Annotated in this window: 21 protein-coding genes and 1 pseudogene; 5 read left to right on the forward strand and 17 right to left on the reverse strand. The window is 63.6% G+C overall.

Annotated elements, in window-relative coordinates:
- Positions 1-225: 225 nt before the first annotated feature.
- The 13 genes from I6F36_RS37475 to I6F36_RS37535 form a co-directional block, all read right to left on the reverse strand.
- A complete protein-coding gene (locus I6F36_RS37475) occupies positions 226-1197 on the reverse strand; it encodes a zinc-binding dehydrogenase (RefSeq protein ID WP_225128808.1) in 972 nt (323 codons plus the stop codon).
- 25 nt (positions 1198-1222) lie between these two features.
- Complete coding sequence (locus I6F36_RS37480; protein ID WP_036005739.1) at positions 1223-2218, reverse strand: nitronate monooxygenase family protein; 996 nt, start codon at positions 2216-2218, stop codon at positions 1223-1225.
- Between the two features lie 312 nt (positions 2219-2530).
- Entirely contained in the window at positions 2531-3205 is a 675-nt protein-coding gene (locus I6F36_RS37485; RefSeq protein ID WP_036005736.1) for a hypothetical protein, read from the reverse strand.
- A 54-nt stretch (positions 3206-3259) separates the two neighbouring features.
- Entirely contained in the window at positions 3260-3463 is a 204-nt protein-coding gene (locus tag I6F36_RS37490) for a hypothetical protein (RefSeq protein ID WP_109145865.1), read from the reverse strand.
- Positions 3464-4025: 562 nt separating this feature from the next.
- Complete coding sequence (locus I6F36_RS37495; protein ID WP_225173199.1) at positions 4026-4808, reverse strand: fumarylacetoacetate hydrolase family protein; 783 nt, start codon at positions 4806-4808, stop codon at positions 4026-4028.
- Positions 4808-5827 carry a 2-dehydropantoate 2-reductase gene (locus tag I6F36_RS37500; protein ID WP_036023293.1) on the reverse strand — a complete coding sequence of 340 codons (1020 nt, stop codon included), beginning with the start codon at positions 5825-5827 and terminating at the stop codon, positions 4808-4810. The genes I6F36_RS37495 and I6F36_RS37500 overlap by 1 nt, the downstream gene beginning before the upstream one ends.
- Before the next feature lie 181 nt (positions 5828-6008).
- Entirely contained in the window at positions 6009-6437 is a 429-nt protein-coding gene (locus I6F36_RS37505; RefSeq protein ID WP_036005729.1) for a CBS domain-containing protein, read from the reverse strand.
- A gap of 174 nt (positions 6438-6611) precedes the next feature.
- The gene (gene oxlT, locus I6F36_RS37510; RefSeq protein WP_225173200.1) at positions 6612-7934 is read right to left on the reverse strand and encodes an oxalate/formate MFS antiporter; all 1323 of its coding nucleotides are present in this window, start codon (positions 7932-7934) and stop codon (positions 6612-6614) included.
- Positions 7935-8178: 244 nt separating this feature from the next.
- Entirely contained in the window at positions 8179-9471 is a 1293-nt protein-coding gene (gene oxlT / locus I6F36_RS37515; RefSeq protein ID WP_036005723.1) for an oxalate/formate MFS antiporter, read from the reverse strand.
- A 409-nt stretch (positions 9472-9880) separates the two neighbouring features.
- The gene (locus tag I6F36_RS37520) at positions 9881-11380 is read right to left on the reverse strand and encodes a tripartite tricarboxylate transporter permease (protein ID WP_036005721.1); all 1500 of its coding nucleotides are present in this window, start codon (positions 11378-11380) and stop codon (positions 9881-9883) included.
- A gap of 42 nt (positions 11381-11422) precedes the next feature.
- On the reverse strand, positions 11423-11920 hold the full coding sequence (locus I6F36_RS37525) for a tripartite tricarboxylate transporter TctB family protein (protein ID WP_225173201.1): 498 nt from the start codon (positions 11918-11920) through the stop codon (positions 11423-11425).
- An 85-nt stretch (positions 11921-12005) separates the two neighbouring features.
- Positions 12006-13010: a tripartite tricarboxylate transporter substrate binding protein gene (locus I6F36_RS37530; RefSeq protein WP_036005923.1), complete on the reverse strand. Its 1005-nt coding sequence runs from the start codon at positions 13008-13010 to the stop codon at positions 12006-12008.
- A gap of 469 nt (positions 13011-13479) precedes the next feature.
- The gene (locus I6F36_RS37535) at positions 13480-13617 is read right to left on the reverse strand and encodes a hypothetical protein (RefSeq protein ID WP_167361641.1); all 138 of its coding nucleotides are present in this window, start codon (positions 13615-13617) and stop codon (positions 13480-13482) included.
- Positions 13618-13880: 263 nt separating this feature from the next.
- Here I6F36_RS37535 and zigA point away from each other — a divergent pair, with 263 nt between their 5' ends.
- Together zigA and I6F36_RS37545 are read left to right on the forward strand one after the other, a co-directional pair.
- Entirely contained in the window at positions 13881-15086 is a 1206-nt protein-coding gene (gene zigA / locus I6F36_RS37540; protein ID WP_225133499.1) for a zinc metallochaperone GTPase ZigA, read from the forward strand.
- Between the two features lie 123 nt (positions 15087-15209).
- A complete protein-coding gene (locus tag I6F36_RS37545) occupies positions 15210-16535 on the forward strand; it encodes an Hsp70 family protein (RefSeq protein WP_225173202.1) in 1326 nt (441 codons plus the stop codon).
- 41 nt (positions 16536-16576) lie between these two features.
- On the opposite strand, the gene I6F36_RS37550 is transcribed toward I6F36_RS37545, so the two are convergent.
- Both I6F36_RS37550 and I6F36_RS37555 read right to left on the reverse strand, forming a co-directional pair.
- The gene (locus I6F36_RS37550; RefSeq protein WP_225173203.1) at positions 16577-17155 is read right to left on the reverse strand and encodes a cytochrome c; all 579 of its coding nucleotides are present in this window, start codon (positions 17153-17155) and stop codon (positions 16577-16579) included.
- A 153-nt stretch (positions 17156-17308) separates the two neighbouring features.
- Complete coding sequence (locus I6F36_RS37555) at positions 17309-17752, reverse strand: SRPBCC family protein (protein WP_036023321.1); 444 nt, start codon at positions 17750-17752, stop codon at positions 17309-17311.
- A 261-nt stretch (positions 17753-18013) separates the two neighbouring features.
- Here I6F36_RS37555 and I6F36_RS37560 point away from each other — a divergent pair, with 261 nt between their 5' ends.
- Positions 18014-18259 (forward strand): hypothetical protein, encoded by a 246-nt coding sequence (locus tag I6F36_RS37560; RefSeq protein ID WP_036005707.1) that lies wholly within the window; start codon positions 18014-18016, stop codon positions 18257-18259.
- Positions 18260-18368: 109 nt separating this feature from the next.
- Here the strand turns inward: I6F36_RS37560 and I6F36_RS37565 are convergent, their stop codons facing one another.
- Together I6F36_RS37565 and I6F36_RS37570 are read right to left on the reverse strand one after the other, a co-directional pair.
- Positions 18369-19055, reverse strand: a complete 687-nt coding sequence (locus I6F36_RS37565; protein WP_225173204.1) for a hypothetical protein — start codon at positions 19053-19055, stop codon at positions 18369-18371.
- Positions 19056-19312: 257 nt separating this feature from the next.
- Positions 19313-20290, reverse strand: a complete 978-nt coding sequence (locus I6F36_RS37570) for an AraC family transcriptional regulator (RefSeq protein WP_109144350.1) — start codon at positions 20288-20290, stop codon at positions 19313-19315.
- Between the two features lie 384 nt (positions 20291-20674).
- On the opposite strand from I6F36_RS37570, the gene I6F36_RS37575 reads away from it, so the two are divergent.
- Both I6F36_RS37575 and I6F36_RS37580 read left to right on the forward strand, forming a co-directional pair.
- Positions 20675-23977: an outer membrane beta-barrel protein gene (locus I6F36_RS37575; protein ID WP_225173205.1), complete on the forward strand. Its 3303-nt coding sequence runs from the start codon at positions 20675-20677 to the stop codon at positions 23975-23977.
- A 123-nt stretch (positions 23978-24100) separates the two neighbouring features.
- Positions 24101-24464, forward strand: a pseudogene (locus I6F36_RS37580) (hypothetical protein); the annotation flags it as partial.

Below are 24464 nucleotides of genomic sequence, written 5' to 3' on the forward strand. Positions count from 1 at the left end.
GGCAGCCACAAACTGCTCTGGGTGGGCTCGATCCGATCGCCAGCGGCCTGCCGGGGTTGCAGCCCCGGCAGGCCATTCCTCTCGGAACACCCCAATCAATATCCGATTGCGCTATTACAAGGGTGGGCAAAGGCGCGTTAGCGCCGTGCCCACCATTCGTCCGCGATGGATGCAGATCGTGGGCACGCTTCGCTTTGCCCACCCTACCGGGCCGCTGCCGGCGCCCTACGGCACCGTCACCACGATCTTCCCGAGATGCTTGTTCGCTTCCATGTGCGCGAACGCCTGGTCGATGTCGTCGAACGCGAACACCTTGTCGATCGGCAGTTGCAGCTTGCGCGATTCCACCGCGCACCAGATGTCCCTGCGGACCTCGGCAAAGATCTCGCGGACCTCCTCGATGGTACGGGTACGGAAGGTGACGCCGACATAGTCGATGCGGCGGGCCGCGTGCAGGTCGAAATTGAAGTCGGCATGGGTGCCGCCGAGGCGACCGACATTGACGATGCGGCCCTTGATCTTCGTCGCGGCGAGGTTCTGGTTGGCGACCTTGCCCGAGACCTGGTCGACGACGAGGTCGACGCCTTCGCCGTTCGTCGCCTTCAGCGCCTCGTCGACCCATTTCGGATCGGAGCTGTCGACGGCGAGGTCGGCGCCATACTCCTTCAGCCGGCCGCGGCGATACGCGTCGGTGGACGAGCCGATCACCAGCTTCGCGCCCTTGAGCCGGGCGATCTGCATCGCCATCAGCCCGACGCCAGAGCTCGCGCCCTGCACCAGCACGCTCTGGCCAGCCTGCACCCCGCCGATCGTGACGACGGCGTTGTGCATGGTCGCGAGCGCGACGGGGAGGGTGGCGGCCTCCTCGAAATTCATGTTCGAGGGCGTATGGAGCAGCCGGCCGTGATCGGCCAGCGTATACTCGGCGAACGCCGCGCCGCCCGATCCCATGATGCGGTCGCCGATCTTCACGCCCTTCGCATCGGGCCCGAGCTCGGCGACCTCGCCGGCCCATTCCATGCCCAGCACGGTGCCGACGCCGCCGGCCGCGCCATGGGCGTGGCCCTTGCGCATGCCGGTGTCGGCGCGGTTGAGGCCGCAGGCGCGAACGCGGACGAGCACCTGCGTGCCTTTGGGCTTTGGTTGAGCGACGTCGGAAATCCTCGCGCCTTCAGGGCCGTAGACGTAGGCTTTCATGCAATACTCTCACGTCTTGCAGTGATTATTCCGCCGCTTCGCGTTGTGACTGAACGATCATCCCCTCGAGCCGGCTGCGAATGATCGCCTCCGCCTCGCGCACGATGCGGGAGACGAGCTCGGCACAGCTCGGGATGTCCTGGATCAGGCCCTGCACCTGGCCGGCCGACCAGATGCCTTCGTCGGAATTGCCGGTGGCATAGACCATCTTGCCGCGGGCACCGGCGACGAGCTCGCGGATGTCCTCGAACTTGGCGCCTTCCTTCTCCATCGCGACGACCTTGGTCGAGACCGCGTTCTTGGCCACGCGCGAGGTGTTGCGCATGGTGCGGAAGATCAGCTCGGTCTCGCGCTCGTCATTGGCGACGATCTTCTCCTTGATGAGCTGATGGATCGGGCTCTCCTTGGTGGCCATGAAACGGGTGCCCATGTTGATGCCCTCGGCTCCCAGCGCCAGCGCCGCGACGAGGCCGCGGCCATCGGCAAAGCCGCCCGAGGCGATCATCGGGATCTTGATCTTGTCGGCGGCGGCCGGGATCAGGATCAGGCCGGGCGTGTCGTCCTCGCCGGGATGGCCGGCGCATTCGAAGCCGTCGATCGAGATGGCGTCGACGCCCATCCGCTCGGCCGAGAGCGCGTGGCGGACGCTGGTGCATTTGTGCACGACCTTGACGCCGTGCTTCCTGAACTCGTCGACATGCTCCTGCGGCTTGTTGCCGGCGGTCTCGACCACCTTGATGCCGCTCTCGATGATCGCGGCGCGGTATTCGGCATAGGGCGGCGGCTTGATCGCCGGCAGGATGGTGAGGTTGACGCCGAACGGCTTGTCCGTGAGGTCGCGGCAGCGCGCGATCTCCTTGGTCAGGTCCTCCGGCGTCGGCTGGGTCAGCGCGGTGATGAAGCCGAGCGCGCCGGCATTGGCGACGGCTGCGACCAGCTCGGCGCGTCCGACCCATTGCATGCCGCCCTGAACGATCGGGTGCTGGACGCCGACGAGCTTGGTGAACCGTGTCTGCAACATGATCTGTTTCCCCCCGCGCCCCGCGTGGCGCTTTGTTCTCGGTTGATGGCGGCAGGATGCCGCTGGGGGTGGGAAAAGTCTATTGCGCCGCCCGGCGGGGCGACCATGCGGAAGGCGAGGAGATTCCGCGGGGCGGATAATTGGGGTGCGCTGCTGCCTGATGAGGGCAAGCTCTTTCCTCAAACTCCGCCGTCATACCCCGCGAAGGCGGGGTATCCAGTACGCCGCGACCTCTCGGCTCTACCCTCGCAGTCTCTGGAATACTGGATTGCCCGCCTCCGCGGGCAATGACACCGAGTATGGGGCGAAGAGCTACTTCGCCGACAACCGCACCATCTGCCGCCCGCCGTTGATTTCCTTGAGGCTGTTGACGAAGTTTTCCGGGCGCTGCCAGCGATGGGGGACCTTCAATCCCATGAACTCCGCGATGTCGCCGATGAAGCCGGTACAGTTTATGGTCTCGGCATTCCAGACCGGCGAGCTGGCCTGCAACTCCTTGATGTAGGCGAACACGCGCTTGGCGTCGGCTTCGTTGAGATAGACCCGATAGCTCGCGGTCAGATATTCCGGATCGAGATCGCCGTAGCTGGCGCCGGTCTCGGATGGCACAAAGGTAATGTGACCGAGCACGTAAGCGAGCGTATCGCCCGCCGGCGTCAGGCCCGCAACCTCGACGGCCTTCTCGCTGGTCTTGCCGTACCAGACGAAGGCATGGCCCCAGCTCGCAGCCGTGCGGGCGCGGAAGTCGACGTAATAGGGGCCTTTCTCCGCCCGCGCGACCGAGCGCCGCGTCGATTGCGGCTGTGGCCGCGAGGCAGTGTCGGTCGTAGCAAGCGCGTTCGCATCGGCAACGCGCCTGTCGGTCTGCTTGTCGGTCTGCTTGTCGGTCTCATGGGCCGAGGCCGAGGGCGTCGTGCATGAGAGCATAGCTGCAAGAGCGAAGCCCGCGAGGATGCAGGATCCCGATCGACCAGCTTTGTTCGTCACGCTATTCCCCCTCGACCATCGAGCGCAAATGTCTGACGCGTATTTCGCTGCGCGTCAGTAGCGCGCGGCGACCGGGCCCGGCGCCTTGCCGATCGGGGCCTTTCCAATCGGGCTCTTGCCGATCGGCATCTTGCCGATTGGCGCCTGCTCGCCCGGATAGGCTGGCACCGGCTGCCGGCGCGGCAGATCCGCAGCGTTTGCAGCCGTCGCAAAAGCAAGCGTGGCACCCAGAGCAAATACAATCTTCTTCACAGTGATACCCCTAGAAGGTTTGGTCCAAACACGGTCATGCCGTGCCCCCAGACACGCCTCCCAAAAGGGCGGCCGAATGCGTCCAAGTTGCGGCGCGCACGGGACATGTTGGCGGCATTGCTCGGGCGCGCGAAGATGTGATGTGTCTGGATGTTTCGGAGCGCGACCGACCCTTGGTGCCGACAGGGGCCCGCTGGGCTTGCCGGGAGCGCGCAGCACCGGGATTCCGTCAACGCCAGGCGCTGCGGGAAGATGCGAGGTGGCGCCCACGTCCCTGTGCCGGCCCGCTTGCACCCAGGCCAGCCGCCAGCGCTAGGACGAAGCAACGTGCCCTGGGGCTATCGCTTCCCGAGCAAGTTCGACCGAATCCTATCGGCGAACCAGACCACGAAGATCGCGGCGAACGAGAGAGCGACGTACAGCACGGTCCACAGCAGTGCGTTGCCGGCATTCGACATGTGCGTCCTCCCTTGCATCAGAAATCAATCTTTTGCCGGGGAGGGTAGCCTTGGCCGCGACGGCGGGTTTGCGCTAGATCAATTTTGCTGCTCTGCGGCGGCGAAAAAGTCTACAGCCGAAATTCGTTGGTGAGTTCGCCGATGCCGTCGATCGCGACGGTCACCGTGTTGACGGGCTCCTTCATCACGCCGACGCCGACCGAGGTGCCGACCGCGATGAGGTCGCCGGGCGAGAGGGTCATGTCGTGCGAGATCCTGCTCACCAGCTCCTGCGCGCTGAAGATCATGTCCGAGATCGGGTAGTTCTGCCGCTCCGCGCCGTTGAGGATGGTGCGAACCGTGAGTTTTGCCGGATCGAGACCGGTCGCGATCACAGGGCCGAACGGACCGTAATCGTCGATGCCCTTGGCGCGGGCCCATTGGGCGAAGGTGGGGTCGCGCGTCAGGATGTCGTTGGCGGTAATGTCGTTGACGCAGGTGTAGCCGAAGATGAAGCTGTCGGCCTCATCTGGCGAGACACGGGCGCAGGTCCTGCCGATGACAATGCCGAGCTCGCCCTCATAGGTGGTCTTGCCGTCGTAATAAGACGGGCGGCGGATCACGGCGCCAGGTGCGGCGATGCTGGTGGTGGCCTTGAGCAGGTACAGCGGCTCCGGCGGTTCGGGCTGGTTCAGTTTGGCCGCGAGCGCGTGGAAATTATTCCAGAGCGCGACGATCTTGCTGGGCACGCAGGGCGCAAGCAGCTCGACCTCCGAGAGCGCCAAAATCTTGCCCGTTGCGGCGTTGCGACCGAACATGTCGCCCTCGTGCACGGTGATGCCGGAGGACGTCAGCGTGCCGAAGCCCGTCGTCCCGGCATGGCGGAAGCGCAGCCATTTGGTCACGCTCGTCATCACGCCACCGCCAGTGCGCGCGGATCAGCCGGTGTCGAGACGCCGTCATAGAGGCCGGCGATGCGGGCGCGCTGCGTCACCATGGCCAGCACCGAATCCAGCGCGGGCGTCGGGATGCCGGTGAGCCGGCCCATCTCCTGCACCACGGTGACGAGCGGATCGATCTCCATCGGGCGGCCGCGCTCGAGATCCTGCAGCATCGAGGTCTTGTGCGCGCCAACCTTGCGCGCCCCCTCGATGCGGCGCTCGACGTCGACGCGGAACTTGACGCCGAAGGTCTCGGCGATGGCTTGCGTCTCTACCATGATCGCGCGCGACAGCGCGCGCGTGGCGGGATCGGTGCAGATCACGTCGAGCGTGGCGTGGGTCAGCGCACTGATCGGGTTGAAGCAGACATTGCCCCAGAGCTTCAGCCAGATCTCGTCGCGGATGCGGTCGAGCACGGGAGCCTTCAGGCCGGCGGCGACGAAGAGATCGGCGAGGTGCTGCACGTCGGAGGTGATCTCGCCCGAGGGCTCGCCGAGCGGAAAGTTGTTGCCGTAGACGTGGCGGATCACGCCGGGCGCCTCGATCTCGGTGGCGGGATAGACGATGCAGCCGATGGCGCGCTCGGCCCCCAGCTCACGCCACTGCCGGCCGCCGGGATCGATGCTCTCCAGCGTCGAGTTCTCATATTGACCGCCGTGCTTGTAGAAGTACCAGTAGGGAACGCCGTTGACGGCGGTGACGATGCGGGTGTGAGGCCCGAGCAGCGGCTGCATCTTTTCGATCACGCCGGTGATCGAATGGGCCTTCAGCGTGATGATGATGAAGTCCTGCACGCCGAGTTCGGTGGGATCATCGGTGCAGCGCGGATGAACGGTGTGCTTTTCCTCGCCCGCGAGCAGCGTCAGGCCGCGCTCGCGCATGGCGGCAAGGTGCGCGCCGCGTGCGATCAGGCTGACGTCGGCGCCCGCGCGCCCGAGCTGAACCCCGAGATATCCGCCGATCGCGCCGGCGCCGTAGATGCAGATCTTCATGAAATCCTCGCGAGCAGAGACGGATTTTGGGACGAAAGATCCGGTCCGGCTCGGAAGGATCCGAGCCGGGGCCGGCAGTCGCAGGGGGAAGTTTTGCCGCTCTAAAGCGCGATGCGCTTTAGTCTATTGTTTGAGCATGATCTTGTCTGAAAACCGCTGCGCACTTTTTCCGGATCATGCTTTAAGCCGCCGCTTGCGGCGTGCCGTTGAGCGCCTCGTCCATCGCCGCGGCGATGTCGCGCATGCTGATGACGGAGACGAGGCTGTAATCGTCGATCACCGGCAGATGGCGGATATGATGACGGTTCATCAGATGCCGGACGTGCTCGATCGTGTCGGTGGAGGTGCAGGACACTAGCTGCTGCACCGAGACCAGCTGGGAGACCTTGACGTTGACGGCGCCCGCGCCGTGCTCGGCGACGGCGCGCACCACGTCGCGCTCGGTGAACATGCCGACCGCGGTGTTGCCCTCGGAGCGGACCACATCCTTGACCACCAGCGCGCTGATATTGTTGGCGCGCATCAGCTTGGCCGCGATCCCCACCGTTTCGTTCATACGTACCGTGACAACGCGCGGCGTCTTCTTGCGCAGAATGTCTCCGACCAGCATTGCAACCTCCCTGGGTGAGTGGTGAGGAAGTGTGGTATACATAATGCCAATCGTCAAGCGCTGGATTTGGCGGATCCGAAAAATCTTGCGACAGGCGTACTGACATTATCGCCGTGCCCAAAAAGAAAGGGGCGCATCGCTGCGCCCCTTCGCAAGCCGGCAAGGTTCAGCCGCTCACGCCGTCTCGGTCTTGGCAGTGCCGGTCGCTTTGTCCGTGCGCTCGGCTTCCTGGCCGTGGATGAAGGCGCGGCGCAGCGGCTTGATCACGAGCAGCGCCATCAGCGCCGCCATGGCATTCAGTGCCACCGCCACCACGAACACGGCCTTCCAGCCATAGGCGGTCGAGATCACGCTCGCGAGCGGGACGAGCAGGGAAGCCGTGCCCTTCGCAGTGTAGAGCATGCCGTTGTTGGTGGTTGCGAACTTCGCACCGAAGGTGTCGCCGCAGGTTGCGGGGAACAGCGAATAGATCTCGCCGAACACGCCGAAATACACCGCGGTGGCCAGCACGAAGACGACAGGCACCTGGCCATAGGCCGAGAGCGTCAGCAGCATCAAGGCCGCGGTGCCGAAGGCGATGAACATGGTGGGCTCGCGGCCGATCGTGTCGGAGACCCAGCCGAAGAAGGGTCGCCCGAATCCGTCGAAGATGCGGTCGAGCGAGATCGCGAAGGTCAGCGCCGCCATCTGGAAGCCGGCGAGCGTCACCGGCTTGTCGGCGATCTTGAAGTCGTGTGCGATCGGGGCGATCTGCGCCGCAGTCATCAGTCCGCCGGAAGCGACCATGACGAAGACGAGATACATCGCCCAGAAAACAGGGCTGCGCAGCACTTGCGGCGGGGTGAAATCGATCCTGGTCTGCGGCAGGTTGATCTGCTTCTTCTTCGGCGGAATGGAGAGGCGCGGCGGCTGGATGAAGAAGGCGAGCACGAACACGACGAGGCCCTGGGCGATGCCGAAGGTGAGGAAGGCGTGCTGATAGCCGCTCGAGGCGATCATGCTCGCGATCGGCACGATGGTGATCGCGGCCCCTGCGCCGAAGCCGGCGGCGGTCGCGCCCGCCGCGAGGCCGCGGCGGTCGGGAAACCATTTCAGCGCGTTGCCGACGCAGGTGCCGTACACGGCACCCGCGCCCATGCCGCCGACGATCGCCGCCGCATAGAGCAGGGTGAGGCTGTCAGCGGAGGCGTTGAGGATCCAGGACAGTGCGATCATCACGCCGCCGAACATGATGACGATGCGCGGGCCGTATTTGTCGACGAACCAGGCCTCGACCGGCACCAGCCAGGTCTCGGTGACGACGAAGATGGTGAAGGCGAGCTGGATCGCGGTGCGCCCCCAGTGGTGGGCGGCATCGATCGGATCGACGAACAGCGTCCAGCCATATTGCAGATTGGCGATCATCGCCATGCAGACGATGCCCATGCCGAGCTGGAGCCAGCGGAAACCGGTGCGAAGCGGCGCGGCGGTGACGGCGCCGTCCGGGCTGGAAATCATCGAGAACCTCCCAGCGCCTGATTGTCCGTGACACAGGATCGCAAGACGACCTGGTGTCGCGAGTATTGTGGCTTATCGTCGCAGGCGCGACGCGGAGATTGGTATACGATATTCCACATTGCAAGCCCTAACTTGTCACTTCTTGGTGGCTCCGCCCGCGCCCCGGCGAGGCGATGCGACGATCGCCAAAGAAAAACGCCCGGCCGTGAGGCCGGGCGTCGTGCTTGCTGAATTGTATCGCCGGTCAGATCGTCGATTTCGCGACCACGACCTTGCGCCAGGGCTTGAGCACCGCGATCGCCAGCACCGAAGCCAGGATGTTGGCGCCGGCCGCGATGATGAACACGCTGTCCCAGGTCCCCGATGTCTGCTGCATGTAGTTGGCGATCGGCACCAGCAGCGCGGCGGTGCCCTTCGCGGTGTAGAGCAGGCCGGCATTGGTGGTCGCGAACTTGGTGCCGAACGTGTCGGTGCAGGTCGAGGGGAATAGCGAGTAGATCTCACCCCAGGCGAAGAACACGAAGCCCGAGAGCAGCACGAACCAGACCGGATCGTGGCCCCAGAGGTAGAGCATCCAGATGCCGAACCCTTCCATGCCGAAGGCGATGAACATCGTGTTCTCGCGGCCGATCATGTCGGAGATCCAGCCGAAGAACGGACGCGTCAGGCCGTTGAGCACGCGGTCGATCGTGGCCGCGAAGGTCACCGCCGTCATCGTCACCGCCATCAGCGTCACAGGGACGCTGTCGACCTTCCAGTCAACCGCGATCGGCTTCAGGTTCGCGGTGACCATCAGTCCACCCGCGCCGACGATCACGAACATGAAGTACATCAGCCAGAAGATCGGCTGGCGCAGCACTTCGGTCGGCTGATAGTTGCGCCGGGTCTGGATGATATTGGCATTCGCCACCACGTGCGGCACCTGGCCCGCTTTCGGCGCGAGCAGGAAGAAGGCGAGGAGGCAGATGATGATGCCTTGTCCGAGGCCGAAATAGAGGAAGGTGGTCTGGAATCCGCTGTCCTTGATCATGGCCTGGATCGGCGCGACGGTCAGTGCGGAGCCCGCCCCGAAGCCCGCGGCCGTAATGCCGGCCGCAAGACCGCGCTTGTCCGGAAACCATTTCAGCGCGTTGCCGACGCAGGTGCCGTAGACGCCGCCGGCGCCGATGCCTGCGATGATCATGCCGAGATAGTAGCCGTTCAGCGAGGTCGCCTGCGCGTTGATCGCCCAGCCGATGGCGCAGAGCACGCCGCCGACCAGCACCACGATGCGCGGGCCGTATTTGTCGACGAACCATCCTTCAACCGGCACCAGCCAGGTCTCGAACAACACGAAGAGCGTGAAGGCCCATTGGATCGAGGCACGATCCCAGCCGAACGTCTTCTGGATGTCGGGGACGAAGAACGTCCAGCCATATTGGTAATTGGCGATCATCACCATCGCCGCCACACCGATCGCCAATTGCGCCCAGCGATAGGCATCGCTTACGCGCGCGGCACTCGGGGCCGCTGCTGCCGACTGCACCATGTCCGTCATCAAAAACCCTCCCAAACGCGCCCATCATTTTTATGCATGCGCTGGCGCGCACTCTGGTATGCAATATGCCAAGATTCAAGCGAGGACGGGAGGGTGCGGCGAAATAGCGCGGGCTTGTTCACATGCGCTATGAGCGCGGAAAAGTAAAGCCCGATCGCGTCGGCGTGATGGCGGCGATTGCAGTTGATTAAAGCTAAGAGGCTGTTTTTACAGCGCTTTATCTCGGATCGGCGACGTCGCGGGGCGTTGTTGAAAGCCTATGCACTTGGCGTTCTTGCAGGCCTGCATTGGTCGCGTGCGCCGAGGCGCCGTCGGCGGGGGACGGCGCAATCTCTGGAATTCTATATTCCAGAAGTCTGGAGTGCGGCAATTTGGCGTCGGTACCGATGCGGATTGCGCAGATCCCGCCTCACGCCATCGACGTGCGCAGCCGGCTGTAGCCTTCCTGGATCGCGGACCAGAACAGGGCGACCAAGCCGAGCGCCATGATGGTGCTGACGAGGCCGTTGGAGAAGAACACCCCGAGCGATCCTTGCGAGCCCAGCAGCGATTGTCGGAAGGCTTCCTCGGCCTTGTCGCCGAGCACGATGGCGAGCACCAGCGGCGCGAGCGGGTAATTGCACTTCTTCAGGAGATAGCCGATCACGCCGAACACCAACATCAGCATCACGTCGAAGGTGCTGTTGTGCACCGAATAGGCGCCGATCGCGCAGAGCACCAGGATCAACGGCGCGATGATGCCGAAGGGTACGCGCAGGATCGCGGCGAAGATCGGCACGCAGGTGAGTACGACGATGAGCCCGACGAGATTGCCGAGATACATCGAGGCGATCAGGCCCCAGACGAATTCCTTCTGCTCGACGAACAGCATCGGGCCAGGCTGCAGGCCCCAGATCAAGAGGCCGCCGAGCAGCACGGCGGCGGTCGGCGAGCCCGGCACGCCGAGCGACAGCATCGGCAGCAGCGCCGCGGTGCCGGCGGCGTGTGCGGCCGTCTCCGGCGCGATCACGCCCTCGATCTCGCCCTTGCCGAAATTGTTGCCGCGTCGCGCCAGCCGCTTGGCGATGCCGTAGCTCATGAAGGAAGCAGGCGTCGCGCCGGCCGGGGTGACGCCCATCCAGCAGCCGATCAGGCAGGACCGCAGCGATGTCATCCAATAGGCGGGCAACTCGCGCCAGGTCTGGAGCACGACACGAAGGTTGATGCTGGCTTTGCCGCCGCGGAAGGCGAGCCCTTCCTCCATGGTCAGCAGGATCTCGCCGATGCCGAACAGGCCGATCACGGCGATCAGGAAGTCGAAGCCGTTGAGCAGTTCGGTGATGCCGAAGGTCAGCCGCAATTGTCCGGTGATCGAGTCCAGCCCGACCGCCGCGAGCGCAAAGCCGATCATCATTGCGGCGATGGTCTTGAACGGCGGCTCCTTGCTGAGGCCGACGAAGGAGCAGAAGGCGAGGAAATACACCGCGAACTTCTCCGCCGGCCCAAATCGAAGCGCAAAGCCCGCGACGAGCGGCGCAACCAGCGTGATCATGACGACGGCAAACAGCGCGCCGACGAAGGAGGAGGTAAAGGCCGCCGTCAGGGCCTCGCCGGGCTTGCCCTGCTGGGCCATCGGATAGCCGTCGAAGGTGGTCGCCACCGACCATGGCTCGCCAGGGATGTTGAACAGGATCGAGGTGATGGCTCCCCCGAACAATGCGCCCCAATAGATGCAGGACAGCATGATGATGGCCGATGTCGGCGGCATGCTGAAGGTCAGCGGAAGCAGGATCGCGACGCCGTTGGCGCCCCCGAGCCCCGGCAGCACGCCGATGAGGACGCCGAGCGTGATGCCGATCACCATCAGCATGATGTTGTAGGGCTGCAGGGCGACCGCGAAGCCGTGAAACAGATTGGCCAACTCTTCCATGTCAAAACGTCCTGCAGCAGCAATTGAATGGGTGGATGGGTCTCACAGGCCGAGCCATTCCTCGAGCGGCCCCTTGGGCAGAGGGACGAGGAACCAGCGCTCGAAAACGAGGTAAGTCACGACCGGCATGCCGGCCGCCACCGCTGCGACGGTCAGCCAGCGATAGCCGCCGAGCCAGCGCATGAACCAGGCGATGAAGAGCATCGAGCCGACGTAAAGGCCGATGAACGGCATTGTGCCGACGTAGATGGCGGTCGGCACCACGACGCTCATGACCTGGCGCAGCTGCCCCCATTCGGCGAACAACCGTCCGTCGTCGTCGCGCTGCGCGTTCCAGACGTTGATCGCACTCGCCGCGACGATGGCCGCGCCGATATAGAACGGGAAAAATCCGGCGCGCGGCCCCTCCGGGCCCCAATTGATGCCGGCCTTGAGGCTGCCGAAGATCACGATGAGGCCGAACACGCCGATCAGCAGCCCCATGCCGATTTCCAGCGTCTTGTGGGCGGGGCCGGATTCGGCTCGGGATCGTTCAGTCATGAGGCCTCCAGGCGGAAATGCAGTCTTTCGCAGTCGCTGCCGGCGCGAGGACGCGCAGCATCCTCGGCCGTCATCGATGCCAGGCTCAATTCGATGCGAGGAAGCCGGCTTCCTTCATCAGGCTTTCGTGCCGCTTCTCCTCCGCCTCGATCCACTTGGCGTAATCGGCGCCGGTCAGGAAGGTCGTGTTGAAGGCGCCGCTCTTCATGAACTCCTGCCATTCCGGCGTGGCGCGGACCTTCTTGAACAGCTCGACGTAATATTCGACCTGGTCCTTCGTGGCCTTGGGCGACATGAAGATGCCGCGCAGCATGAGATATTCCATCGCAAGGCCCTGCGACTTGCAGGTCGGAATATCCTTCCAGGCCTTGCCCTCGGCGATCGGCTCGTCATAGGCCATCGGCTGGGCGTCGAACACGCAGAGCGGACGGAGCTTGCCGCCGCGCCATTGCGCGACCGCCTCGATCGGGTTGTTGACGGTCGAATCGACGTGGTTGCCGACCAGCTGCACCGCGACTTCGCCGCCGCCCTTGTAGGGAATGTAGGTGAACTTGGCGTCGATGGCCTTCTCGATCCCGACCGTGATGATCTGGTCTTCCTGCTTGGACCCGGTGCCGCCCATCTTGAACGTGCCGCTTGGTGCCTTCTTCGCGGCCTCGACATAGTCTTTCACGGAGCTGTACGGTTTCTCGGCATTCACCCAGAGCACGAACTCGTCGAGCGCCAGCATCGCAACCGGAGTCAAATCCTTCCAGTTGAAGGGGATGCCCGTCGCCAGCGGCGTCGTGAACAGGTTCGACAGCGTGATGATGATCTTGTGCGGATTGTTCGCCGACGTCTTCACATCGAGGAAGCCTTCACCGCCTGCGCCGCCGGCCTTGTTGATGACGACCAGCGGCTGCTTCATCAGATTGTGCTTGGTGACGATGCCCTGGATGGTGCGCGCCATCTGGTCGGCGCCGCCGCCTGTGCCCGCGGGCACGATGAACTCGACCGGACGGACCGGCTCCCAGGCGGCACGGCTAGCGGTGCTGCTCGCGCACGACATCACCATTGCCGCCAACGCGACATTCAGAACGAATGGCTTCATCTTGTTCACTCCCTGTCGAACCCTCAACGCAGCCGCTCTTTGTCGGCTTGCGTTAGCCCATCCCGAGTCACATGCCCCGGGATTACCCTTGCGGTCTAGCACCCATGGCAGTCCCGATAGAAACTGTATGAGCAGGGATAACGCGCGGCATCCGCATCTTTCGGCTAAGGCTTCGCCAAGGGCGCGGCAAAACTTGCCACTCGGCCTTCCGTCCTGCGTTACGCTTCCCCGTCCTTACACTTTTGAATCGTGCAACCATTCTTGTTTGAATGGATGGTATGCGAAATGCCAGTAGACAAACAACCGGAATCGTCGGTTGGCCTCGCCGGACTAATCGTCGCAGTTCCGCTCGCCTGCGAGGGAGGGCGCTGCCAAACAGAAATGGCCCCGACAAGCGGGGCCATTTGGTCAAACAACGTGTTTTTGGCTTCTGTGCCGTCGCCCGTTCGGTGCGGGAGCGAAGGCCTTCTTACAGGCCGAAACGCGGCAAGTCCCCGTTGCGATTGGAGATTTCGGCGCTCGCCAGCAGCAAGCCGTCGATCGCGGCCATCAGGCGGGCGAACAGCGAGGAGGAGGGCGCAAGAGCGACGGAAGCGGTCTTGGACATCGGAAATCCCTTTCTTGAGAACAGTCAGTCTTGCTGTCTCATTTCTGGGAACAATCTATGTATGCCAGATGCCAGCGTCCATGCTCTTGTTTGCATAGCAGCATTCTTTCTTCCGCATTGCGGCATAGGCGGCGAACCTTGGGCGGGCCGAGCGCCTTGACAGGGTCAGGTCGAAAAGAGAATGTAATGTTATAACATTACATAGTGAGATGCCGTGTCTCGTTGTCCTCGGCCCATCCCCCTCAAGAGGCTGTTCGATCTCCATGCCCAAACTCCCCGTCACCGTCTTGTCCGGCTTCCTCGGGGCTGGAAAGACCACTTTGCTGAATCACGTCCTGAACAATCGGCACGGCTTGAAAGTGGCGGTAATCGTGAACGACATGAGCGAGGTGAACATCGATGCGGACCTGGTCCGCGATGGTGGTGCCAACCTCTCGCGGACTGATGAGAAACTGGTGGAGATGACCAACGGTTGCATCTGCTGCACCCTGCGCGACGATCTCCTGAGGGAAGTACGTGCGCTCGCCGAAAGCGGGCGCTTCGATTATCTGCTGATCGAATCGACGGGCATTTCGGAGCCGCTCCCGGTCGCAGCGACGTTCGATTTCCGCTCGGAAGAGGGCGAAAGCCTCTCCGATATCGCCCACCTGGACACGATGGTGACGGTGGTCGACGCCGCCAACCTGCTGAAGGACTATTCCTCGACCGAGTTCCTCGGCGAGCGCGGCGAGGCGCTGGACGGCGACAAGCGGACGCTGGTCGATCTCCTCGTGGAGCAGATCGAGTTCGCCGACGTGATCGTCCTCAACAAGGTGGACGATGCCTCGCCGCAACAGCGCGAGGCGGCACGGCAGATCATCCGCTCGTTGAATCCCGAAGCCGACATCATCGAAGCCAATCACAGCCGCGTGCCGTTCGACCGCGTGCTCAACACCGGCCGGTTCGACTTCGAGAAGGCCCAGCAGCATCCGCTCTGGTACAAGGAGCTCTATGGTTTCGCCCACCACGTGCCTGAAACGCAGGAATATGGCGTGAAGAACTTCGTCTACCGCGCCCGCCGGCCGTTCGATCCGGCGAAGTTCGACAAGTTCGTCAAGGCATCCTGGCCAGGCGTGATCCGGGCGAAGGGTCATTTCTGGCTGGCGACGAGGCCGCAATGGCTCGGCGAGATCAGCCAGGCGGGAGCGATCGTGAGGACCGAAGCGCTGGGGTTCTGGTGGGCGAGCGTTCCAAAGGAGCGGTGGCCGAACGATGAGGCCTGGCGCAAGCGGCTCGGCCAGTATTGGGACAAGCTGTACGGCGATCGTCGCCAGGAGATCGTGTTCATCGGCACCGGCATGGACGAAGCCGAGATCCGTGGCAGGCTGGACGCATGCCTTGTCCCTGATACGTCCACCATGGACATCGCCGCATGGTCCGCTCTCGCCGATCCGTTTCCGGCCTGGCGTCGAGGCGATCAGTCCAACTGATCGACGTGCCTGCCAGCCACGCGGCGTGAGGTCCGGGCTCGACCATCTCGGACCAGGTCTTGCAAGGGGACGGCAAAGCCGTTAGTGCTCTGCCCCCTTTCCAAGCATCATTCAGAGTGGTTCATGTCGAGCGCCTCGCCCGCCGTCTCGATCGGCATCGATTTTGGCACGAGCAACACGGTCGTTGCGCTGGCGGCGGACGACCGCCGGGTCGAAGCCATTCGCTTCGACCATGGCGGGCAGCGCCACAGCGTCTACGTGTCGGCGCTGTGCTTCTGGGAGGACCGGCCGGGCGCCGGTGCCCAGGCGGAGGGCGGGCCATGGGCGATCGAGCAGTTTCTCGAAGGACGTCACGTCTACCGTTTCCTGCAATCGTTCAAGACCTTCGCAGCGAGCTCGAGCTTCAACACCACGCAAGTCTTCCGGCAGCGCTACAAATTCGAGGACATCCTGGCGGCGTTCCTGCGCACGCTGGCCCGCCATGGCGGGGACAAGTTCGGCTTCGAGGCGGCGAACATCACGGTCGGCCGCCCGGTGCGCTTTGCCGGCGGCAATCCCGACGAGGCGCTGGCGATGCAGCGCTACCGCGCCGCGTTCGAGCGCTTGGGCGCCGGCCACGCGCGCTATGTCTACGAGCCGGTGGGCGCGGCGTTCTCGTTTGCCCGCAGGCTGGAGCGCGATGCCACCGTGCTGGTCGCCGATTTCGGCGGCGGCACCAGCGATTTCTCCGTGATGCGTTTCTCGCGTACGGGCGGCGTTCTTCGCGCCGAGCCGCTCGGCCATGCCGGCATCGGCGTTGCCGGCGACACCTTCGACTATCGCATCGTCGACCACATCGTGTCGCCGCGGCTCGGCAAGGGCTCCAGCTTCCGCTCGTTCGACAAGGTGCTGCCGGTCCCGACCGGGCACTACACGAACCTGGCGCGCTGGCATCAGCTCGCGATGATGAAGAGCAACGGCGATCTGCGCGAGCTCCGCGAGCTCGCGCGCACCGCGCTGAAGCCCGAGCTGCTCGAGGACTTCATCACTATCGTCGATCTCGACCTCGGCTTTGCGCTTTACCGCGCGGTGTCCGACGCCAAGGTGGCGCTCTCGGCGCAGGACGAGGTGGACTTCCGCTTTAGGGGCGGCGGCGTCGACATCGGCGCGGCCATCACGCGGAAGAAATTCGAAGCCTGGATTGCCGACGACATCGCCCGGTTAGGTGCCACCGTCGACAAGGTGCTGGCCGAGGCCCGCATCGCCGCGCGCGAGGTGGAGAAGGTGTTTCTGACCGGCGGCACCTCGTTTGTGCCTGCGGTCCGAAAATTGTTCGCTGACCGCTTCGGCAACGAGCGCCTGATGTCCGGCGACCAGTTCGAGTCGATCGCCTATGGCCTGGCGCTGATCGGGCACAGTCCGGATCCCGAGCGCTGGACGGCAGGCGGAGGGCCTGCCGCGAAGGCATAGCAGGCGGCGTTCGGCGTCTGTGCGGCGACGCTGTTCGATCGCTATTTCTGCTGAATTCGGTTCAGGTAGTCGATCACCGCGAGAATGCGAGTCCGCACGACGACCTCCGGGTTCTGCTGCGGCCCTGCCTTTTGCCAGTAATAGGAATCGACGGCGTGAGGCAGGTTGACGATGGGGTTGAACCGCTCGCCCCAGATCGGCATTTCACGGGTGCCGTGCGCCGGAACCGATTTCGACCCGTATATGGTTTCGTAAACGGCGTTGGTGGGAAACACCCCGTTGTTGTTCTTGGTCAACATGGTCAAGTCGGAAGGCCGGATCTTGAGCTGACTGCTGACGGGTCCGCTGCCCCTTGCATCGGCGCCATGACAGCTCGCGCACGAAGACTGAAATTCCGCCTTGCCGATATCGACGTCTTCGCCCTTGGCCGCGGTGACGAAACCGGCGGCAACACCGGCAATGATCAACCATTCGACAGCAGATCGCATCATTTCGCCTCCGACGCGCGCAGGGAAGACTTCTGCTCCTAGCCGCTTCGCCGTCTTGACGGCTTGATGCATATCAAGACCGCACACCAGTGCCGCCGCGTGGGCAAAGGCGCGCTCCGCCGTGCGCGCCATCTGGCAAGTGCCGTTGGGTGGGCAAAGGCGCGCTCTTCGCGCGCCGTGCCCACCATCTTTGCGAGGTTGAGAGACCGTTGGTGGGCACGCTTCCGCCTTCGCTCGTCGAGCTACGGCGGACAAGTCGCTTTGCCCACCCTAAGATACTGACCGCTATTCATTGATCTCCGGCTCGACGAGCCTGGCCAGATTACGCAGCGATTCCTGCCAGCCGAGATAGCACGCCTCCGGTGGAATGACGTCGGGGATACCGGCCTGCGTGATGTCGATCTCGGTGCCGACCGAGACTTTCTTCAGGATCACGGTCACCTGGATTTCGCCGGGCAGGTTGGGGTCGTCGAATCTGTCGGTGTAGCGGAGACGTTCGCCCGGCACGAGCTCGAGATATTCGCCGCCGAACGAATGGCTGTTGCCCGTCGTGAAGTTCCGGAACGACATCTTGAACGTGCCGCCGACCTTGGGCTCGAAATGATGCACGGTGCAGGTAAAGCCGTTCGGCGGAAGCCATTTCGCCATCGCATCGGCTTCCAGGAAGGCGCGATAGACCTTCTCCGGGCTGGTGGCGAGAACGCGGTGCAGGCGGACGGTATTGGGCATGGTTGTTATCCTTCGATGATTGATGGGCCCGAGCTGGCCTCTATGGCCCATTCATGTCACGAGGACGACGGGCAAGCCGCCGATCCGACAGGGCTTTGCGGATTTTTTGTCGCGGGTGCCGGGACCGCGAACCCTCATATGCGAGAACCCTGCCTGCAAAGGGGCCGCACAGCGCAGAAGCTCTCTCCAGGTTTAACCGCGCACGTGAGGAACACGGAGCGTATCGGCTTGTTGTTGGCAGTCAGAACAGGAGACAATCAGATGATCAAGAAGCTCATGCTGGGCGCAGTGATCGCCTCGATGATGGGATCCACCGCAATGGCGCAACCCAGTCAGCAACAGGGAGGCGCGCAATCCGGGGTGGGCGGAACAAGCGACACCACGAAGAACAATGACAAAACCAAAGGCGGCATGACGACCGGGACCTCGTCGACCGGCACCACGGACGGCTCGGGCAGCAGCACCCCTGGCGGACAATCCTCCAAGAAGAGCTCGACGCCCAAATGAGTTCAGGAGGCGCTCATTGTCGGTCTACGACCAAACGATGGGCGCAGACTTCAAGCCGCGGCAAGGAAGTTCTTTGCGGAGCAGCGGCGCGCTCTTTGATCGGCTCGGCCTAGGCCCCAACGTCATTCGGTGTCATTGTGAACGCCAATCTGTAACGACCTGGCGTCGGACCATCCTGCGCGCCCGCTCTTTGAAGCGATGGCGGCGAGAGCTGTCCGGCGATGACAGCGTCAACCGCATCGATATCGTAACCTGACAACAGAATGATCCAGTCGGCGGCACCGTCATTGCCGCGGATTTGCTGTTCAGTGGTGGGCGAACTCGTCTTGGGCGTATCGGTCAGGAGGAGGTGGGCGCCCGTCAGCCCCGGCTTGGAGGCGAGAGCGCCAAGCGTATCGAGAAGGTGGGCCTGCAGCTCGGCGGCCCGTCCGTTGAGCGGCGACAGCCTGATGGTGGCGAGCGCGCCTGCGATGCCGCCGCCAAAGCTCGCGGCGATCCGGCACTGGCTGCGCACCATGCCGAGATGATGCGGCATCATCTTCGTCGACCACGGCGTCGGCGCATTGAGCCGGTCGAGATATCCCTTCGACGTGAGAACGCCGTAGTGCTCGAGCTCGTAGAGCACGAAGAAGCCCTCGGCATCCGTCGCGCTGGTCCAGCGCGAACCCCGGCGAAAGCCGGGAATGCTCATCCGCTCGGGAAAGTGCTCGTGCGAATGCCAGTCACCGAACTCGCTGCGCTGCTCCGGGCGGACACTCCACCACATCGCGACGGCGGCCTTGCCGAGCAGTGACATGCTGACCTCCCTGCCTTGCGCGGGGCTACCGCATTTGAGACGCCCGCTTTAGGCGGGCTCTCAGGATGAGGGCGGAGTGCGCGCAGGCCGCCACTAGTCATATGCGATAGCCCTGACTTTCTTGCGGACATTTTGCCTCAACACCAACAGGGGCGGCAAGGTGTCTCCGCCTGGCAAGCCGCAGCCACGACGCGATCGGAGGCGATCATGGTGCGTGGTGGACGCGAGCCCAGCGGAGCGCCGGACTGCGCGTCCGATCACATCGGCTCGCCGACATCGCGCCGATAATGCCTCGGCGAAGTTCCGAAGCGGCGGCGGAAACAGCGGTTGAAGTAGGACACCTCGTTGAATCCGCAGGCATAGGCGATATCGCTGATCTTCGATCGGTTGTAGCGGGAATCGAGCAGCATCTTCCGTGCCTTCTGCAACCGCAGCTCGGTGACACGTTCGGTAAAGCTCGATCCGGTCTCCTGCAGCAGTTCCTGGACGTAACGCGGCGAAAGCCCTAACTTGCGTGCAAGTTCGCTCGGCGAAAACGACGGATCAGCGAAACGCCCCCTGATATCTGCGATCACGTCCTGCAGCCGCGCGGCACGCAACCCGCGCCGCGTCGCAAGCTCGGCTGAATCGCCGCGGGCGCCGAGGGCCAGCGCGACCAGATCGATGAGATGCGTGCCGATGTTCTCCTTCAGCACGAGGTCGGCATCGATGTCGGAGTCGATGACGATGGCGAGATAGCGCTCCAGGTGACGCAAGGCCGGCGATGCAGCCAACGGCGTCAAGGCAAGGTCCTCGAAATTCGGCAGCCGCTCGGCCAGCAGCGCGCGCGGCACCGTGATGCCGCGAAAGGCGATCGGCCCATCAAGTTGCGACGCGATCGGCGCGGCGTTGGTATAGAGCATCGCCTCCCCCGCGCCGCGAATGGCTTCGCGGCCTTCCTGCCTGATCAGCGTACTCACACCGTTGAACGTGGTGCCGATGATGTAGTCGCCGCGGGTATCGGCTTCGACGTGACGCTGGGTACGAACTGCCGTCTGAATATTAGCCTCAAGCTGGGTGACCGCGATATCGCCGAGTTTCAGGAATTCGGACCGCGAGTAAAACGGCGCATCGGGAAAGAACGAAATGTCCGCCGCGCACAAATGGTCGGTGAACAGGTCGAGCCACAGCCGCTGGCGCGCACCTTCGTCAAGATGCGCGGGAAGCTGATCCGAAGCGAATACGACCTTGGACATCGTTGCACGGCAAAGTTCAGGTGTAACTTGATACCGCCGCAGAGTTTATCGCGGCGCAAGCGCTACGTGTGCGGTAAAGCGCCGCATTCTCTGCGAGAACCAATTGGCTGCGCGCGCCAGTCTAAGTCGAGCGCGCCGCTGTCAAACTTCGTCATGCTTTGAACGGGCGAATGTATCCACCGAGCAACATGGATTCCGAAAAGGGCAGACGATGCGGAATCGTTCAACTCGGGTGCAGGCCAGGACAAGAAGCCGATGGCCATGACGTGTCAGTAACTTAGCCATCAAACGACGGCGGCAAGGGCGTGGTGCGCTACGCCTTTTGACGGGGCGCGTTCCTGTGGTTTTGGAGCGCCTGCTTTGGAATTGGAATTGGGGGGTGGAGTGAAAAAGCTGACATCACTGACGGGCGCTTCATTGGCTGGCGCCTCGATCATGGTTTCTGCAGGAGCTCTGGCCGCCGACCTCTCTGTGAAGGCGCCACCCCGACCCGCTTGGGTGGATAGCTGGGCGGGGCCTTATATCGGCGCCTATTTCGGCGCGGGTGCCGGACGTGTGACGGAATCCTCGACGGGCCGTTTCGGTAACAGTTCTGTCTCGACAAACGCCGGTGTTGTGACGTCGAGCTCGACCTTGGCCGGAACGACCGCGAGCAATCTTGCGGGCGATGTGACCGGTTCGATGGTCGATCTGTTCGCGGGGTATAATTGGCAGGCCGGGAGTATCGTGGCGGGCGGGCAGGTCGAAGGCACGGTCTTTTCCGATGTCGCGTTGAAGCCGTTCGGCAACGAGACGCTCAACAGCGTCAGCACCAACGTGCTGCTCGGGGCGGTGACCTCGACGGGTGCCCGCACGGCGATCGTGCAGAGCAACCAGCAGCTGCGCTCGCGGGTCGGGCTGATCGGCCGGGTCGGTTTTCTCGCGCGTCCGGATCTGCTGCTGTATGGCCTCGGCGGCCTCGAGCTCGGTCACTTTACCTTTGCCGACGGCGCCGATCCTTTCGGCGGTGACAACAACAAATGGGTGGCCGGCTACACGGTCGGCGCCGGCGGCGAGCTGAAGCTGACCGGCAATTGGTCGCTGCGCGGCGAGTATCGGTATCTGAACTTTGGCTTCAACCGGAGCGCAGCCGCCAGCTCAACGGCCAACTCGGCGACGGGCGCAACCACGTCCGTCTCGACTAGCAGTCAATCCTTTTCGTCACGCATAAATGCTGATTTCCACCTGGCCAAGATCGGTCTGGTCTACCAATTCGGTGATTCCGGGCCGCTGTCCGCAATGGCGGCGATACCTTCGGCAGCACGCGGGTCTTCATTCGCAGGCGCCTGGGGTGACAGCTGGGCCGGCCCCTATATCGGTGCTTACGTCGGCGCCGGCGCCGGGCGGGCAAGGCAGACCTCCACGAGAATCGACGACGAAGGCAATGCCAGCAGTCTCGGCGGGTCGTCGGCGTTCACGCGATCAGGATTCGGCAATCTCGCCGGCGACATGACCGGTTCGATGGTCGATCTGTTCGCGGGCTACAATTGGCGAACCGGCAATGTCGTGGTCGGCGGGCAGATCGAAGGCACCCTGTTCAGCGACGTCACCACAAGGATGGTCGGCAACGAGGCATACAGCTCGGTGTCGAGCGACAACGGCGTCGTCACCTCGACAGAATCGGGGACGAACAGCATCGAGGACCGGCAGCAATTGCGCTCGAACGTCGGCGTGATCGGCCGGGCCGGTTATCTGGTGACACCGAATGTGCTGCTGTACGGCCTCGGAGGACTGGCGCTGGGGCACCTGACCTATCCCGACAATTATCCCGACCCGGAAGCGCAGGTCAGCGACAAGAACGGCAAATGGGTGGCCGGTTATGTCGCGGGCGCGGGCGGCGAGGTCAAGCTGACGGACAGCTGGTCGCTGCGCGGCGAATACCGCTACATGCATTTCGGATATGACCGTAACGAGCCGTCAGGCAACTCGTCGACGTCCGTATCGGGCGGCGGCACCAACACGTCCACCAACAGCACCGTCCACCGGCGGCATATCGATGCCGATTTCCACGTCGGCAAGGTTGGACTGGTTTACCAATTCGGCGCGTCAGGCGCGCGGTCGGCGATGGCGGCACCGCCGGGCCCGGCCTGGAGCGACGGCTGGGCGGGACCCTATATCGGTGCCTATTTTGGTGCCGGTGCCGGACGTGCGGCGGAAACCATCGCAACGAACAACAGCAGGACGAGCACGACCACCAGCGTCGGGACCACGACCTCCACCAGCACTGAATCGGCGCGCGGCCGTCCCGTCGGGGACGTGACGGGCTCGATGGTCGATCTTTTCGCGGGCTACAATTGGCGCGCCGGCAATGTCGTGGCCGGCGGGCAGATCGAAGGCTCGGTGTTCTCCGACGTTACGTTCAACACCATCGGTCCTCAGACATTCACCTCAGTCGACACCTCGAACGGAGCTGTCACCTCGCGGTTCTCGGGCTCGCAAACCGCCGCGAGCCAGGCTCCGCAGCAGCTGCGTTCGAATGTCGGCGTGATCGGCCGGGCCGGTTATCTGGTGACACCGAACGTGCTGCTCTACGGCCTCGGGGGTCTGGCGCTGGGGCATTTCACTAACGCAGACGGGGACTTCAGCCGCGGCGATTCCAGCGGCAAGTGGGTGGCCGGCTACACATTGGGCGCCGGCGGCGAAGTGAAGCTGACAGGCAATTGGTCGCTGCGTGGCGAGTATCGCTATGCGCATTACGGCTTCGACCGCGACCAATCCAGCAAATTCGCATCGAACTCGCAATCGACCGGATCCTCCAGGACCTCTGTGTCCACCGACAGTACCCATCGTCAGATCAATGCCGATTTCCACACCGGGAAGATCGGCATGGTCTACCGGTTCGGTGAAGGCGGACCGCGTTCGGCCATGGCCGCGATGCCTGGCGCCCCCAGCGACCACTGGGCGGGCCCCTATCTCGGCGCCTATTTCGCTGCCGGCGCAGGCCGCGCCCGACAGAACCTCGCCTCGACGGCCGACTCCGCCCAGCAGAATTTCAATGGCGCCGTGCTGACGACGAATGGCGTCGGCAGCACGACGACCCGCGGCAATGCCGTCGGCGACACGACGGGCTCGATGGTCGACCTGTTCGCAGGCTACAATTGGCGAGCCGGCAATGTCGTGGCCGGCGGTCAGATCGAAGGCACGCTGTTCTCCGATGTCGCGTTCAAGACGGTCGGCGAGCAAACGAGGAATACCCGGCAAGTTTCCAACGGTGTCGTGACGACAGGTGTCAATCAGGTGGCGATGCAGGCCAGCGAACAATTGCGCTCGAACGTCGGCGTGATCGGCCGGGCCGGCTATCTCGTGACCCCGAACTTGATGCTTTACGGTCTCGGCGGCCTGGCGCTGGGCCATTTCACCTTTCCCGATCCCGGCAATTTCGAGGGGCCCAACGACAAGTGGGTGGCGGGTTATACGGCCGGCGCGGGCGGCGAGTTCAAGCTGACGCAGCGATGGTCATTGCGCGGCGAATATCGCTACATGCACTTCGACATCGACCGCAACGAGACACGGACCAGCTCGAGCACGCAGACCCTGGGCACCACGACCATTTTCAGGTCGAACGCAGACACCACGTCGCGAAAGACCAGTGCGGATATTCACATTGCGAAGATCGGCGCGGTCTATGGCTTCTGCTATTGCGACTAGGGGCACGGTGGCAAACGCGCATGCGGATGCTGGTTGCGATCACCGCCGTGAATTAGGTCGGAAAAAGCCGGGAGTCGATCGTTCCATGGGTGCGCCGCCTCTCGGCGCAATTTGAGGGAAGTCATGAAATCCATTGTCTCTGGTACTCTCCTGCTCTCGGCTCTCTGTCTCTCCCACGCCGCCTCCGCGGCCGATCTCGGCAGGGCTTACACCAAGGCGCCGCCCGCGCCGGTCGCATTCAGCTGGACCGGTTTTTATGCCGGCGTGCATGGCGGTTATGGCTGGAGCGATCCGACCGCGAGCTTCGATCCCGGCGCGCTCGCAACCGGGACGGTGCCCGGCTATGTCGTCACGGGCGGGACTGGGCCGTTCACCCTGGATGTGAGCCCCAAGGGCGGATTCGGCGGCGGCCAAATCGGCTATAACTGGCAGTCCGGCACGTTCGTGTATGGTCTGGAAGCGGATGTCAGCGGCGCTGCCATCAGAG

This window comes from Bradyrhizobium sp. BRP19, assembly GCF_020194195.1.
Classification (GTDB): domain Bacteria; phylum Pseudomonadota; class Alphaproteobacteria; order Rhizobiales; family Xanthobacteraceae; genus Bradyrhizobium; species Bradyrhizobium yuanmingense.